The 12,161-nt window shown below is 69.5% G+C and carries 13 protein-coding genes; 4 read left to right on the top strand and 9 right to left on the bottom strand.

The window, feature by feature from the left end:
- The first annotated feature begins 81 nt into the window (after positions 1–81).
- The 3 genes from ACZ5SK_RS28890 to ACZ5SK_RS28880 are packed head-to-tail and all read left to right on the top strand — an operon-like array spanning position 82 to position 2,589.
- Positions 82–888: an ABC transporter permease gene (locus ACZ5SK_RS28890; RefSeq protein WP_334556122.1), complete on the top strand. Its 807-nt coding sequence runs from the start codon at positions 82–84 to the stop codon at positions 886–888.
- Between the two features lie 56 nt (positions 889–944).
- On the top strand, positions 945–1,862 hold the full coding sequence (locus tag ACZ5SK_RS28885) for an ABC transporter ATP-binding protein (RefSeq protein ID WP_468576724.1): 918 nt from the start codon (positions 945–947) through the stop codon (positions 1,860–1,862).
- Positions 1,855–2,589, top strand: a complete 735-nt coding sequence (locus ACZ5SK_RS28880; RefSeq protein ID WP_468576689.1) for an ABC transporter ATP-binding protein — start codon at positions 1,855–1,857, stop codon at positions 2,587–2,589. Before ACZ5SK_RS28885 ends, ACZ5SK_RS28880 begins: the two co-directional genes overlap by 8 nt.
- 38 nt (positions 2,590–2,627) lie before the next feature.
- On the opposite strand, the gene ACZ5SK_RS28875 is transcribed toward ACZ5SK_RS28880, so the two are convergent.
- The 6 genes from ACZ5SK_RS28875 to urtA form a co-directional block, all read right to left on the bottom strand.
- Entirely contained in the window at positions 2,628–3,269 is a 642-nt protein-coding gene (locus tag ACZ5SK_RS28875) for a superoxide dismutase (protein ID WP_328431421.1), read from the bottom strand.
- Between the two features lie 152 nt (positions 3,270–3,421).
- Complete coding sequence (gene urtE / locus ACZ5SK_RS28870; protein ID WP_468576688.1) at positions 3,422–4,114, bottom strand: urea ABC transporter ATP-binding subunit UrtE; 693 nt, start codon at positions 4,112–4,114, stop codon at positions 3,422–3,424.
- A 5-nt stretch (positions 4,115–4,119) separates the two neighbouring features.
- The gene (gene urtD, locus ACZ5SK_RS28865) at positions 4,120–4,917 is read right to left on the bottom strand and encodes an urea ABC transporter ATP-binding protein UrtD (RefSeq protein ID WP_334556126.1); all 798 of its coding nucleotides are present in this window, start codon (positions 4,915–4,917) and stop codon (positions 4,120–4,122) included.
- Positions 4,914–6,035: an urea ABC transporter permease subunit UrtC gene (gene urtC, locus ACZ5SK_RS28860; RefSeq protein ID WP_334556127.1), complete on the bottom strand. Its 1,122-nt coding sequence runs from the start codon at positions 6,033–6,035 to the stop codon at positions 4,914–4,916. The genes urtD and urtC overlap by 4 nt, the downstream gene beginning before the upstream one ends.
- On the bottom strand, positions 6,032–6,919 hold the full coding sequence (gene urtB, locus ACZ5SK_RS28855) for an urea ABC transporter permease subunit UrtB (protein ID WP_334556128.1): 888 nt from the start codon (positions 6,917–6,919) through the stop codon (positions 6,032–6,034). Before urtB ends, urtC begins: the two co-directional genes overlap by 4 nt.
- Before the next feature lie 95 nt (positions 6,920–7,014).
- Positions 7,015–8,271, bottom strand: coding sequence for an urea ABC transporter substrate-binding protein (gene urtA, locus ACZ5SK_RS28850; RefSeq protein ID WP_266395301.1), 1,257 nt, complete (start codon positions 8,269–8,271; stop codon positions 7,015–7,017).
- Positions 8,272–8,676: 405 nt separating this feature from the next.
- Between urtA and ACZ5SK_RS28845 the strand changes: the two genes are divergently transcribed.
- The gene (locus ACZ5SK_RS28845; RefSeq protein WP_457494263.1) at positions 8,677–9,147 is read left to right on the top strand and encodes a MarR family winged helix-turn-helix transcriptional regulator; all 471 of its coding nucleotides are present in this window, start codon (positions 8,677–8,679) and stop codon (positions 9,145–9,147) included.
- Here ACZ5SK_RS28845 and ACZ5SK_RS28840 read toward each other — a convergent pair.
- From ACZ5SK_RS28840 to ACZ5SK_RS28830, 3 genes are all read right to left on the bottom strand, one after another.
- Positions 9,104–10,222, bottom strand: coding sequence for a substrate-binding domain-containing protein (locus ACZ5SK_RS28840; protein WP_468415428.1), 1,119 nt, complete (start codon positions 10,220–10,222; stop codon positions 9,104–9,106). The two genes, ACZ5SK_RS28845 and ACZ5SK_RS28840, sit on opposite strands and share 44 nt — an antisense overlap.
- Positions 10,223–10,365: 143 nt before the next feature.
- The gene (gene nicT / locus ACZ5SK_RS28835) at positions 10,366–11,523 is read right to left on the bottom strand and encodes a Nickel transporter NicT (protein ID WP_468155560.1); all 1,158 of its coding nucleotides are present in this window, start codon (positions 11,521–11,523) and stop codon (positions 10,366–10,368) included.
- Between the two features lie 156 nt (positions 11,524–11,679).
- Positions 11,680–12,129, bottom strand: a complete 450-nt coding sequence (locus tag ACZ5SK_RS28830; protein ID WP_361703462.1) for a GNAT family N-acetyltransferase — start codon at positions 12,127–12,129, stop codon at positions 11,680–11,682.
- Positions 12,130–12,161: the final 32 nt, after the last annotated feature.

The following is a 12,161-nucleotide window of genomic DNA, read 5'->3' as shown; positions in this document are numbered from 1 at the left end:
CCAGGCCCCGACTCGCCGGCCCCCGCCGAAGCCGTCTGGCGGTCGTACGGCACGAGGCGCCGCTCGACTCGCACAGTACGGGTGCGGGCCTCCGCCGCGCTCGTCGCCGCGACCGTCCTCGCCGTACTCCTCGTACCGCCGCTGGTCCGGCTCGACCAGCAGGCCGTGGATCTGGCCGCCAAGCTGCTGCCACCGAGCTGGCCCCACCCCTTCGGCACCGACGACCTCGGGCGCGACCTGCTGATCCGCTGCGTCTACGGGCTGCGGGTCTCCCTGCTGGTCGGTGTGGCGGCGGCTCTGACCGCCACGGTGATCGGTACCGCCGTCGGGGCCACCGCCGGGGCCCTGGGCGGCTGGGTCGACCGCGGCCTCATGCGCGTCGTCGACGCCTTCTCGTCCGTGCCCCACCTGCTGATGGGCATCTTCATCGTGGCCATGTTCCGGCCGGGAGTCTGGCCGGTCGTGATCTCGGTCGGGCTCACCCACTGGCTGTCCACGGCCCGGATCGTGCGGGCCGAGGTGATGTCGCTGCGATCGCGCCCGTACATCGACGCCGCGGTCTCCGGTGGCGCGTCCCGGTGGCGGGTCGCGGTACGGCACCTGCTGCCGGCCGTGCTGCCCCAGGCCGCGCTCGCCGCCGTTCTGATGGTGCCGCACGCCATGTGGCACGAGTCGGCCCTGTCCTTCCTCGGCCTCGGGCTGCCCACGCACACGGCGAGTCTCGGCACCCTCATCCAGGGCGCACGGGGTTCGCTGCTGGCCGGGCAATGGTGGCCGACCCTCTTCCCGGGCGTCTTCATCATCGTCCCGACCCTCGCCATCGCCGGACTCGCGGGGGCATGGCGGGAACGGATCAATCCCCGCCGCCGATCGGAGCTGATGCTGTGACTGTCACCGAGCGACAGCCGGTGCTGTCGGTGCGCGGGCTGTCCGTGCGCTTCCTCATGCCGGGCGGCCGCCGGATCGCCGCCGTCACCGACGCGCACTTCGACGTGGCGGCCGGCGAGTGCCTGGCCCTGGTCGGGGAGAGCGGCTGCGGCAAGTCCGTCCTCGTCTCCGCGCTCCTCGGCCTGCTCCCCGCCAACGCCCAGACCACGGGCGCGGCCCGGCTCGGTGACCTCGACCTGCTCTCCGCCGACGAGCGCACCCTCGCCCGCACCGTCCGTGGCCGCCTCATCGGTCTCATCCCGCAGAGTCCGGCCGCGCACCTCACCCCGGTGCGCACCATCCGCTCCCAACTGGAGGAGACAGTCGGCGTCTTGACCGGCATCCGAGGCCGCGCCGCCCGGCGGTCCGCCGCTCGGACAGCCGCCGAACGCGCCGCGTTTCCGCCCGACCACCTCGACCGCCACCCCCACCAGCTCTCCGGCGGCCTCGCCCAACGCGCCGCCACCGCCCTCGCCCTCGTCGGCGACGCACCTCTGCTGCTTGCCGACGAACCGACCACCGGGCTCGACCGCGACCTGGTCGACCGCACGGTCGACGAGCTACGGCGCCCCGTGGACTCCGCCGGACAAGCCCTGCTGATGATCACCCACGACCTGACGGCGGCCGCACGCATCGCCGACCGCGTCGCCGTCATGTACGCGGGCAGGCTCGTCGAACTGGCCGACGCTCAGGCCTTCTTCGGCTCCCCCGGCCCCCGCCACCCGTACAGCCGCGGTCTCCTCCAGGCCCTTCCCGACCGTGCCTTCTCCCCCATCCCCGGGATGCCCCCGGAACTCGGCGACCTGCCCGACGGCTGTGCCTTCGCCGCCCGCTGCGAACGGGCCACCGACGCCTGCGCCACCCTGCCGCACCTGACTGGCGAGGGTGCCGTCGCCTGCCACCACCCGTACGTGCAGGAGGACCTCCGTGCTTGAACTGCGCGGTATCACCGCCGGATACGACCGGCGCGCACCCGTGGTGCGGAACGTGTCCCTGGCCATCGCGCCCGGCGAAGCCGTCGGGCTGCTCGGGCCCAGCGGCTGCGGCAAGTCCACGCTGGCCCGTGTCGCCGCCCTGTTGCACCGCCCGGACTCCGGCGCCCTCGTCCTGGACGGCGTCCCGGTGCGCCGCTGGCGCCACCGCGCCCCGAGCGAGCAGCGCACCGCCGTCGCGATCGTCTTCCAGCAGCCCCGGCTCTCCGCCGACCCCCGGCTGCGGCTGACCGACCTGATCGCCGAGCCCCTGCACGCCACCGGCCGACGCGAGGCCGTCCCCGAACGGGTTCCCGAACTGGCCGCGACCGTCGGCCTGACACCCGACCTGCTGAGCCGACGCCCGCACGAAGTCAGCGACGGCCAGTTGCAACGCGCCTGCCTGGCCCGCGCCCTCGTGCTGCGCCCGCGCTGGCTGGTCTGCGACGAGATGACGGCGATGCTGGACGCCTCCACCACGGCCGCACTGGTCACGGTGGTCGAGGACTACCGCCGGACCACCGGCGCGGGCCTGCTCACCGTGGGCCACGACCGCGTACTCCTGCGACGCTGGTGCGATCGCACGGTCGACTGGGACACGCTGAGCGAGGAGACCCTGTCAGCAGAAGGGCTCCCACGAGTCACGTCCTCGCGGGAGCCCTCTGTTGTGCTGCCTGCAAGTGAAGGTTGAGAAGACGATCACGAGCAGGACATCTTGGAGTCAGACCGTCACGGCGCGAGCAGCAGGCTGTCGCCGCGCTCCTTGGCGGCGGCGTAACGCCGGGCCACGTCCTGCCAGTTGACGACGGCCCACATGGCGTCGATGAAGTCGACCTTCTGGTTCTTGTACTGGAGGTAGAAGGCGTGCTCCCAGGCGTCGAAGACCAGGATCGGGGTCGAGCCCTGGCCGACGTTGCCCTGGTGGTCGTAGACCTGCTCAACGATGAGGCGGCCGCTGAGCGGCTCGTAGGCGAGCACGCCCCAGCCCGAACCCTGCGTGGTGGCCGCCGCCTTGGTGAGCTGCGCCTTGAAGCCCGCGAACGAGCCGAACGACTCGGCGATCGCGTCCGCGAGATCGCCCACGCCGTCGGCGGCCAGCGGCTCGCCGCCGCCGTCACCGGTCATGTTGTGCCAGTAGATGGAGTGCAGGATGTGCCCGGAGAGGTGGAAGGCCAGGTTCTTCTCCAGGCCGTTGATCGAGCCCCACTGCTCCTTGTCGCGGGCCTCCGCCAACTGCTCCAGGGTGTCGTTCGCGCCCTTGACGTACGCCGCGTGGTGCTTGTCGTGGTGCAGCTCGACGATCTGCGGGTTGATGACCGGTTCGAGCGCCGCGTAGTCGTACGGAAGCTCCGGGAGCGTGTAAACCGCCATGTCCATCATCCTTCGGCCGTGTTATTGCCACTAGTATGCAACTGCACGCTAACAGCAAGACAGGGCACCCGCCGATCAGGCATTGGTCCTAGACTAGGACCATGTCGTGTCGCGAGAGGACAACCGCCACGGCCGGACTCCTTGGAGCGTGCTCACACGCTGAGCGCCGCCCGTACGGTCTGCTCGGCTCCCGTGCCTCCCTCGCCGGAGGAGGTCACGCGGCCCGCCTCCAGTACGTAGTAGTGCTGAGCGGCCCGCATGGCGAAGCCCACGTGCTGCTCGACGAGGAGTACGGACAGTCCACCGCGCCTGGCCAGGGACAGGATGGTCTGCTCGATCTCGGTGACGACGGACGGCTGGATGCCCTCGGTCGGCTCGTCGAGCAGGAGCAGGCGCGGGCGGGTCACCAGGGCGCGGGCGATGGCGAGTTGCTGGCGCTGGCCGCCGGAGAGCAGACCGGCGCGGCGGCCGGAGAGTTCGCGCAGGACGGGGAAGAGGTCGAGAGCTTCGGCGATGGCCTCCTTGCCGTCGGGGCGGCCGTCGGCGACGAGTTGGAGGTTTTCCGCGGTGGTGAGGTGCGGGAAGGACTGCTGGCCCTGCGGTACGTATGCCATTCCGCGGGCCACCCGCTGGTGCGGGGCGAGGCGGGTGATGTCCTCGCCGTCCAGCAGGATCGTCCCGTTCTTCGGCTTGATCAGGCCCATGACGGCGCGCAGGAGGGTGCTCTTGCCGGCGCCGTTGTGGCCGAGGACGGCCGCGACGCCGTCCCCCGGGACCTTGACGGTCACGCCGTGCAGCACAGTGGTGCGGTCGTAGCCGGCCTGGACGGTGTTGATCTCCAGCATGGGCGTCACGCCTCCTCGGCGACGGATACGGGGGTGGCGGACGGTTCGGTCCCGGACGCGGGTTCCGGCTCGGAGGCACGGCCCAGGTAGACCTCCTGGACCTTCGGGTCGGCCTGGACCTCGGCGACCGTGCCTTCGCTGAGGACCTTGCCGGCGTGCAGCACGCTGACGCTGCGGGCGAAGGAGCGCATGAAGTCCATGTCGTGTTCGATGACGACGACGGTGTGGTCCGCGCTCACCCGCTGGAGCAGTTCGCCGGTGGCCTCGCGTTCGTCGTGGCTCATGCCGGCGACCGGCTCGTCGAGCAGCAGCAGTTGCACGTCCTGGACGAGCAGCATGCCGATCTCCAGCCACTGCTTCTGGCCGTGGGCGAGGACACCGGCGGGGCGGTCGCGCAGCTCGGTCAGGCCGGTGGTCTCCAGCGCCTTCGTCACCGGCTCCGGTATGCCCTTGCGGCGGCGGAGCATCGTCATCATTCCCCGTCCGGCGCCCGCGGCGATGTCGAGGTTCTGCAGCACCGTGAGCTGTTCGAAGACCGTGGCCGTCTGGAACGTACGCCCGATGCCGAGGCGGGCGATCCGGTGCACGGGCTTACCGATGAGTTCCTGGTCGCCGAAACGGACCGATCCGGTGGCCTTCGCCAGGCCGGTGACCGCGTCGACCAGGGTGGTCTTGCCGGCACCGTTCGGTCCGATGAGGAACCGCAGGTCTCCGGCCGACACGTCCAGGTTCACGCCGTCGACGGCGGTGAAGCCGTCGAAGGTGACGCGCAGGTCGCGGATGGTCAGTCCTTCGCCGCTCATGCTGTCTCTCCTGAACGGGTGGTAGGGGTACGGCGGTTGCGGATGACGGTCACCAGGGAGGCCAGGCCACCGGGGAGGAAGCCGACCGCCACGATGAACAGCAGTCCCTGGAAGTAGGTCCAGGCGGCGGGGAAGGCGTCGGAGAGGGTGCTCTGCGCCCAGGCCACGGCGACCGCGCCGAGCACCGCGCCCACGAGGGACGCTCGGCCGCCGACCGCCGCGCCGATGACGAAGCCGATGGACGGCACGATGCCGATCAGGGCCGGGGAGATGATCCCGACGGCCGGCACGAACAGGGCGCCCGCCAGGCCGGCCATGCCTGCCGCGACGACGTAGGCCACGAGCTTGACGTTGGCCGGGTCGTAGCCGAGGAAGCGGACCCGCTCCTCGGAGTCCCGTACGGCGATGAGGAGTTCGCCGTAGCGGCTGACGAACAACTGGCGGGCGAGGGCCATCAGGAGCAGCAGCACCACGGCGATGATGAAGTACACCATCTTCTGGTTGGCCGGGTCGTCCAGGGAGTAGCCGAAGAAGCCCTGCATGTCGGTGAGTCCGTTGGTGCCGCCGGTGGTGGCCTGCTGGCCGACCAGCCAGATGGACAGGGCCGCGGCCATGGCCTGGCTGAGGATGGCGAAGTAGGCGCCCTTGACCCGGCGGCGGAAGATGAAGAAGCCGAGCACCGCGGCGACGGCCATGGGCAGCAGGACGGTCGCCGCGAGCGCGAAAGCGGGGTTGGCGAAGGGCTTCCACCACCAGGGCAGGGCGCCGCCGGACCCGTACAGCTGCATGAAGTCGGGCAGTGCGCCGGGGCTGCCGCCCGGGGCCGCGGCGGCGTCGGCGAGCTTGAGGTGCATCGCCATGGCGTAGCCGCCGAGGCCGAAGAAGACGCCCTGGCCGAGGACGAGCAGTCCGCCGCGGCCCCAGGCCAGGCTGACGCCGACGGCCACGATCGCGTAGCAGAGGTACTTGGCGAGGAGCGAGAGGCGGAAGTCGGAGAGGGCGAGCGGTGCGATGCCGAGGAGGAGCACGGCGCCGAGGGCGAAGCCGCCGGGCACGCGGAAGCGTTCCAGCAACGATGCGGACTGCGAGGGCACGGCGGTGGTGGTCGTTGTCGTCATGCCAGGCTCCGGGTGCGCAGTGTGTACAGGCCCTGGGGTTGCCACTGGAGGAAGGCGACGATCGCCACGAGCACCATGACCTTCGCGACACTGACCGTTGTCGAGTATTCGAGGACCGACTGGAGCACACCGAGCGCGAAGGCGGTGATCACACTGCCCTTCAGCTGTCCGATGCCGCCCACGACGACGACGAGGAATGCGTCGACGATGTAGTTGGTGCCCATGGTCGGGCCGATCGGGCCGACCAGTGTGAGCGCGACTCCGGCCACGCCCGCGAGGCCCGAGCCGATGAAGAACGTGATCCGGTCGACCTGCCCGGTGGCGATGCCCGACACCTCGGCGAGGTCCCGGTTCTGCACGACGGCCCGGATGCGACGGCCGAGCGGGGTGAGCCGCAGGATGAGCGTGAGGGCGAGGACGCTCAGTAGGGCGAGCCCGAGGATGAACAACCGACTGTTGGCGAGGGTGATGCCGCCGCCCACGGAGATGTTGCCGGTGAGCAGGTCCGGGGCGTGGGTCTGCACGTTCGGGGCGCCGAAGATGTCGCGGGCGAGCTGCTGCAGCATCAGCGAGACGCCCCAGGTGACCAGCAGCGTGTCCAGGGGCCTGGTGTAGAGGCGCCGGATGAGCAGCCATTCCAGCAGCATTCCCATGGCGCCGGCGACGAGGAAGGCCACGGGCAGGGCGACGAGCAGCGAGATCCCGGCGCTGCTGATGGACTTCTGCAGCACGTACGTGGTGTAGGCGCCGGCCATGATGAACTCGCCGTGCGCCATGTTGATCACGCCCATCTGCCCGAAGGTCAGGGTCAGGCCGAGCGCGATGAGCAGGAGGACGGCACCGATGCTGATGCCGGTGAAGGACTGGTTGAGGATGACCGTCATGAAGCGGCTCCGGGTCGGGGACGAAGGTGCGGGCGCGCGGGACGGGACCCGGCCTCGAGAAGGCCGGGTCCGTCCGGAAGGGGCTGGGCCGGGACTCAGGACAGGCCGGAGGCCCAGTCGTAGCCCTTGAGGTACGGGTCGGGCTTGATCGGCTTGCCGGAGTTCCAGACCTCGGTGATCAGGCCGTCCGCACCGACCTTTCCGATCCGGGCCGTCTTGTAGACGTGCTGGGTCGCTCCGTCGACGGTGACCTTGCCCTCGGGGGCATCGAAGGTGATGCCGTCGGAGGCCGCCTTGACCTTGGCGACGTCGAAGGAGCCGGCCTTCTCGACCATCGCCTTCCAGAGGTAGACCGAGATGTAGGCGGCCTCCATCGGGTCGCTGGTCGGCTTGTCCTTGCCGTACGCGGCCTGGTACGCCGCCACGAATTTGGTGTTGGCCGCGCCGGGCGTGGTCTCGTAGTAGTTCCACGCGGTCAGCTGGCCCTCCAGGTACTGGGTGCCGATGCTTTTCACCTCCTCCTCGGCGATGGAGACCGACAGCACCGGCATGCTCTTCGCGGTCATCCCGGAGGACTTGTACTCCTTGAAGAAGGCCACGTTGCTGTCACCGTTGAGGGTGTTGAACACGGCGTCCGCGCCGGAGTCCTTGACCTTGTTGACGATCGTGCTGAACTCCGTGGAACCCAGCGGGGCGTAGTCCTCGCCGACCACCGTCATGCCCTTGGCTTTCGCGTACGCCTTTATTTCCTTGTTGGCGGTGCGCGGGAAGACGTAGTCGCTGCCGACCAGGTAGAGCTTGGTCAGGCCCTGCTTCTTGAGGTAGTCCAGCGCGGGGATGATCTGCTGGTTGGTGGTCGCGCCGATGTAGAAGATGTACGGGGACTGCTCCAGGCCCTCGTACTGCACGGGGTAGAAGAGCAGCGACTTGTACCGCTCGAAGACCGGCTTGACGGCCTTGCGGCTGGCCGAGGTCCAGCAGCCGAAGGTGGCCGCGACCTTGTCGTCCTTGATCAGGGCCTCCGCCTTCTCCGCGAAGGTCGGCCAGTCGGAGGCGCCGTCCTGGCTGACGGGCTTCAGCTTCTTGCCCAGCACACCGCCGGCCGCGTTGATCTCCTTGATGGCGAGCAGCAGCGAGTTGTGGACCGTGACCTCGCTGATGGCCATCGTGCCCGACAGCGAGTTGAGCAGACCGACCTTGACCGTGCTGCCGGAGGTGTCGGCCTTGGCGCCGGCCGCGTCGGCCGAGGAGGTGTCCCCCGTCTTGGCGCCACAGGCGCTGAGGGCGGCGGACGCGCCGACCGCTGACATACCGGCCAGCAGACCGCGCCTGCTGATGCTGAGCCCGGACATAGAAAACCTCCATGCCCCGAAGGGCGATGCGAAGAGAGCGGAAGACTCTGGGGAGGGAGCAGATGGGACGCGCTTCAGAAACGGCGGTGGTGGCGCACGGATCCCCCAGCCGTTCCTCAGGTGGCGTCCGGGCTGGTCGCTGAAGTGCGTCCACAGCCTGCGAGGAAACTGTTTCCACCGCGTTTCGACGCAATAGAAGATTAGTTTCCAGGGGAAGCAACAAGAGGGCCAAAAGAAAAAGCCGCCACTGGATACGCCAACTTGACGGCATCTCAGCAAACGGCAATTAATGCTTCCTGCCGGAAGGATCTATTTCCCGGTACCTCTTGTCAAGCCTGCGGTGATCGACGGTAGGCTCCAGGCATCCCCCGTACGGGGAACCAGGGCTTCGAGCGGAGGAGCGCAATGCCGAGGCGGCCGCAGGACCTGCTCCACCTGCTCACACGGGCCGAGCGCCTCTCCGTGCGCCGAGTGCAGTCCGTCCTCGACGAGTTCGAGTGCTCGGTGGAGGCATGGCGGGTCCTCGACCTGCTCTCCGACGGGCAGGGACACAACATGACCGCCCTCGCCGACCACGCCTTCCTTCCGGCACCGACTCTCACCAAGCTGGTCGACCAACTCGTCGACCAGAACCTGGTCTTCCGCCGCGTCGACCCAGCCGACCGACGCCGCATCCTGGCTCACCTCACGCCGCGGGGCGTGCAGCACTGGCAGCTGCTGGCGCGTGAAGTGCGCTCGGACTGGGCGGAGTTGGAGCCACTGCTGGCGGGGGAGGACGGGCCGCGGCTGGAGACCCTGCTGGACCAGCTGGCCGACGCACTGGACAGCGGTGTCACAACAGGTGATGAGGAGCGTCCAGTTGGGCGAGCACATTGAAGTCGAGGCCGTCCGCCTCCGCGAGGTAGATGCGCTGGCGTACGTGCCGCTCGTGGAGGTGAAGCAGCCCGCGCGGCCCTTCGTAGGACACCGTGTCGGCGGCGGCGCCGATCGCGGAGACGTCCAGGGTGCGGGCCCGTTCGATCAGCGCCGCCAGCAGCAGCACGCCTTCATAGCAGGACTCGCCGAGACTGCCCGGGGCGGGTGCCTCGATCCCGAACCGGGCGGCGTACTGCCCGTGGAAGTCGAGGGCGTCCTGGTTGGCCAGTGACGCGAAGTACCCGGCGGTGCTGAACAGGTCGCCGGTCGCCTCGGGGCCGCTGGCCATCAGCATGTTCTCGTCCATCAGCGTGCTCAGCCGCAGACACCGCTGGTCGAGCCCGGAGGCGGCGAAGGCGCGGTTGAAGCGGACCGCGTCGCTGCCGACCAGCAGCATCAGCACGCCGTCCGCGTCCGTGTGCTCGATCCGCCGCAGCACGTCGCGGAAGTCCTCGGCGCCCAGGGGGAGGTACGCCTCGCCGCAGACCCGGCCGTTCCCGCAGGTGCGGGCATAGCGGCGGGCGGCACGGGCCGTGCGCCGCGGCCAGACGTAGTTGTTGCCGACGACGAACCAGCGCCGCACACCCCGCGCCTCGGCGAGCAGCCGCATGGCGGGCAGCAGCTGCCAGTCGGGCGTCTCGCTGGTCATGAAGACACCTTCGGTGCGCTCGCCGCCCTCGTACAGGGCCGTGTACACGTACGGCGCCCGGTGGGCGACCCGCGGCGCGACCGCCTCCCGGACGGAGGAGATGTGCCACCCGGTCACGCCGTGCACCGTCCCGGTCGCGACCAGCGCCTCCACTTCCCGGGCCACAGCCTGGGGATCCCCGCCGCCGTCGACTTCGAGGAGCCGCAGCTCCTTGCCGAGCACCCCGCCGGCCTTGTTGACCTCCTCGGCCGCAAGCCGCGCGCACGCCTCACAGGTGGGACCGAAGATCCCGGCAGGCCCCTGCATCGGGTACACAAGGGCGACGTTCACGGTCGAATCGTCGGCCGTGAACCACTCGGGGGTGTGGAGGCGGAGCGGCCGGTGCATGGCCACATGATTGCCCGGCCGGCGGCGTGGCCCAAGCGACGGCCCGGATCGAGACCGATTCGTAGAGATCGGGGGCAATCCGCCGCTGCGCGAGAGGCCGGCGGCACGCAGGCGGTTCCGGCCGACCGGAGCCAGAATCGTGTCTACTCCGCCCCCCGCTCGGCGGCGGAGGCCAGGCCGGCCGTCCACTTCTCCTCGATCCGGCCGACCTTCCACACCAGCAGGGCCACCGCCCAGGTCGCGAAGAACAGCCCGACGATCACGTATCCGATGATGTTCAGGTCGAGTCCGGAGACCCAGTCCCAGAACGGGCCGTGCAGATCCGCCTGATCGGCGATCAGGCCCAGCAGTTCGACCGTGCCGATGATGAGGGCGACGGCGACGGACAGGCCGGTGATGGTGAGGTTGTAGTAGACCTTGCGGACCGGCTTGGAGAAGGCCCAGCCGTAGGCGAAGTTCATGAACGAGCCGTCGATGGTGTCCAGCAGGGACATGCCCGCCGCGAAGAGGACCGGTAGGCACAGGATCGCGTACCAGGGCAGGCCGGAGGCCGCGCCGGACCCGGCGAGGACCAGGAGGGCGATCTCGGTGGCGGTGTCGAAGCCGAGGCCGAACAGCAGACCCAGGGGGTACATCTGCCAGGGCTTGGTGATCGACTTCATCAGCCGGCCCAGCAGGCGGTTCATGAAGCCCCGGTTGTTGAGCTGTTCCTCGAGCGCGGCCTCGTCGAAGCGGCCGGTGCGCATCTGCCGGAAAATCTTCCAGATCCCGACCATGATCACCAGGTTGATGATCGCGATGACGTAGAGGAAGGTCCCCGAGACGGTCGTGCCGATCCAGCCGGTGACGCTGTGCAGCGTGGAGTCGTCGTTCTCCACCGGTCCTGCCAGCGCCTTGACGCCGAGGGAGAGCAGGGAGGCCAGCGCGAAGACGATCGAGGAGTGGCCGAGCGAGAACCAGAAGCCCACCGACAGCGGGCGCTGCCCCTCGCTCATCAGCTTGCGGGTGGTGTTGTCGATGGCGGCGATGTGGTCGGCGTCGAAGGCGTGCCGCATGCCGAGGGTGTAGGCGGTGACGCCGATGCCGATCCCGAAGGTCTTGGTGCCCAGGCTGTAGTGCTCGGGCGCGACGATCACCACCAGCGTGAACCAGCCGATGACGTGCAGCGCCAGGATGAAGGCCGCCATCCCACCGAGGCTTGCCCACTCCTTGCGGGTCATCGAGGTACGGATGCGGCGCCAGGAGACACCCCGCGCGCCGGTCTTCGTGGCCGGACGGACGGAGTGGGGAGCGGACGGCATGGAAACGTGAACCTCACTGCCGGGGCGGGTGGCTGTTTTCAGCCGCACCCTCCAGGCTTCTGCCAACCAATTGCAGTAACAAGATCAAGGCAGTAAAGACCGGGCCAGGTTTCGGCCAGCACCAGGAAAAGCGGGCCGGCAGGGACCCAGGCCCGGTCATGCGAGGGCGAACCGGAGCTCGGGACGCTCCCACGTGACCTTCGGCGGGACCGGTGCGACCGTACCGACCCGGACGGCACCCAGCCGCCGGTAGAAATCCTCCGCCGGAGGATGGGCGACCACACGCACCGCGACCAGTCCGGCGCCCCGCGCCAGGCCGATCATGTGCTCGACCAGGAGGCGCCCCACACCCCTGCCCTGCGCGTCGTCCGCGACGAACGCCAGATCCAGCTCCGGCGGATCAAGGATGAGGGCATAGAAGCCCAAGATCCGCCCGGCCGCACCGACCGCGACGAACACCTGGTGGCCCTCGATGTAGTCCGCGGTGACGCGGTAGCCGGAGATGATCGAGGCGTACGGGCCCTGATAGGCGCCGGACGCCTGGACCAGGGCGGTGAGATGCTCCGCGTCCCGGGCGACAGCCCGCCTGATCGCCACCGTCGTCATCAGTTCCTGCTTTCTCGCTGCCGCGTCGCGGT

The organism is Streptomyces sp. NPDC031474 (assembly GCF_055581185.1).
This window is presented reverse-complemented; position numbering and strand designations above follow the sequence as displayed.

What these genes read in the sequence shown, in the direction of transcription:
- ACZ5SK_RS28885 (WP_468576724.1), top strand. Translation starts at nt 945, where the DNA reads ATGCCGGGCGGCCGCCGGATCGCCGCCGTCACCGACGCGCACTTCGAC.
- ACZ5SK_RS28875 (WP_328431421.1), bottom strand. Translation starts at nt 3,269, where the DNA reads ATGGCGGTTTACACGCTCCCGGAGCTTCCGTACGACTACGCGGCGCTC.
- urtE (WP_468576688.1), bottom strand. Translation starts at nt 4,114, where the DNA reads ATGCTGGAGATCAACACCGTCCAGGCCGGCTACGACCGCACCACTGTG.
- urtD (WP_334556126.1), bottom strand. Translation starts at nt 4,917, where the DNA reads ATGAGCGGCGAAGGACTGACCATCCGCGACCTGCGCGTCACCTTCGAC.
- urtC (WP_334556127.1), bottom strand. Translation starts at nt 6,035, where the DNA reads ATGACGACAACGACCACCACCGCCGTGCCCTCGCAGTCCGCATCGTTG.
- urtB (WP_334556128.1), bottom strand. Translation starts at nt 6,919, where the DNA reads ATGACGGTCATCCTCAACCAGTCCTTCACCGGCATCAGCATCGGTGCC.
- urtA (WP_266395301.1), bottom strand. Translation starts at nt 8,271, where the DNA reads ATGTCCGGGCTCAGCATCAGCAGGCGCGGTCTGCTGGCCGGTATGTCA.
- ACZ5SK_RS28845 (WP_457494263.1), top strand. Translation starts at nt 8,677, where the DNA reads ATGCCGAGGCGGCCGCAGGACCTGCTCCACCTGCTCACACGGGCCGAG.
- ACZ5SK_RS28840 (WP_468415428.1), bottom strand. Translation starts at nt 10,222, where the DNA reads ATGCACCGGCCGCTCCGCCTCCACACCCCCGAGTGGTTCACGGCCGAC.
- nicT (WP_468155560.1), bottom strand. Translation starts at nt 11,523, where the DNA reads ATGCCGTCCGCTCCCCACTCCGTCCGTCCGGCCACGAAGACCGGCGCG.
- ACZ5SK_RS28830 (WP_361703462.1), bottom strand. Translation starts at nt 12,129, where the DNA reads ATGACGACGGTGGCGATCAGGCGGGCTGTCGCCCGGGACGCGGAGCAT.